The organism is Clostridium sp. MCC345 (genome assembly GCF_018785345.1).
Taxonomy (GTDB): domain Bacteria; phylum Bacillota; class Clostridia; order Lachnospirales; family Anaerotignaceae; genus Anaerotignum_A; species Anaerotignum_A faecicola.
Window position 1 is genome coordinate 1 of the sequence record NZ_WQPP01000034.1, and the last position, 1,504, is coordinate 1,504.

Consider the following 1,504-nt stretch of genomic DNA (forward strand, 5'->3'; position numbering starts at 1 on the left):
AAGCCCAGAGCCAAGTACAAGGCAGAGCATGAAACGGAACTGAAACAGTTCTACGCCGCCAGACGCAAGCTGACCGGAGAATTCCCGGACGGCAAGGTGGATATGAAAAAGCTGACCGAAGAGTATGACGAGCTGGAACAGGTGCACAACACCACCTATGGCGAGTTTAAGACCGTCAGAGACGATTTACACCGTCTTTGGAAGGTCAAGTCATGTGTAGATACTGCCGCCCGATTTAACGAGCGTACAGAGGAACAAATGCTCCAAAATCGACCCCAAACACGACACAAAAAGGAGGATATATCCCGATGAATTACACCCAACCACAGATTGATCGGGCGAACGCCGTCAGTCTGGAAGATTTTCTCCGTACACAGGGAGAGACGCTTATCAAAAGCGGACGAGAATACCGCTGGAAAGAACATGACAGCCTGACCGTCCGGGGAAACAAGTGGTTTCGCCACAGCCAGAGCAAGGGCGGCTATCCCATTGATTTTGTCATGGAGTTTTACGGCAAGTCCTTTCCCGAAGCTGTCCAGCTCCTGACCGGCGAAAGCGGCGAGGGGCAGACCGAAGCCAGCACAACACCGCCCACAGCGTTTCACTTGCCCTTGCACAACAGAACAGCCGACAGAGCAATTCAATTTCTTTGCGAAAGCCGAGGTCTCAACAAAACGCTTGTTGAGGCTTTTCTTCTTTCCGGGGATATTTACGAGGAAGCAAAGCGGCACAATGTTGTGTTTGTCGGCAGAGACCGAAGCGGTACGCCGAGATACGCCCATGTGCGAGGAACGGCAGACACATTCAGACAGGATATTACCGGGTCTGACAAGTCCTATCCGTTCCGCTATGAGGGAAACGGCAACCAGCTCTTTGTCTTTGAAGCGCCGATAGACCTTTTGTCCTTTATCTGCCTTTATCCGCAGGACTGGCAGACAAGGAGCTATCTTGCCCTGGGCGGCGTTTCGGGCAAAGCTCTTGACCGTTTTCTTTCTGAACGCAAGGACACCCAAAAAGTGTTCCTCTGCCTTGACAGCGACACCGCAGGAAGCGAAGCCTGTACCCGACTGGCACAGTCCATTCCCAGCGAGATCGCCGTCATTCGCCTTGTCCCGGCAAGGAAAGACTGGAACGATGTTCTCCGTCAGCAAGGGGACATTCCCAGCCGCAAATTTATAGCGGAAACAATCACGCTACGAGAGCTGCCCACCGCCCAGCCTGTCCCCATGCTCCGTATGGCAGATGTGGAGCTGACGAGCGTGGATTGGCTATGGTTTCCGTATATCCCCTTTGGAAAGCTGACGATCATACAGGGCAACCCCGGCGAGGGAAAGACCTACTTTGCCATGCGTCTTGCGGCGGCTTGCACCAACCGAAAGCCCTTGCCCGGTATGGAAACAATTGAGCCTTTTAATATCATCTATCAGACCGCCGAGGACGGTTTGGGCGATACCGTTAAGCCCCGGCTGATGGAAGCTGACGCAGACCTTGAACGAGTGCTTGT

At 53.4% G+C, this 1,504-nt stretch carries 1 protein-coding gene and 1 pseudogene; both read left to right on the top strand.

What is annotated here, in order from left to right; genetic code table 11:
- A pseudogene (locus GPK49_RS08040) lies at window positions 1–312 on the top strand (MobQ family relaxase); the annotation flags it as partial.
- A partial coding sequence (locus GPK49_RS08045) for a toprim domain-containing protein (protein WP_215677330.1) occupies window positions 309–1,504 on the top strand: 1,196 nt, incomplete at its 3' end. The pseudogene GPK49_RS08040 and the gene GPK49_RS08045, both read left to right, overlap by 4 nt.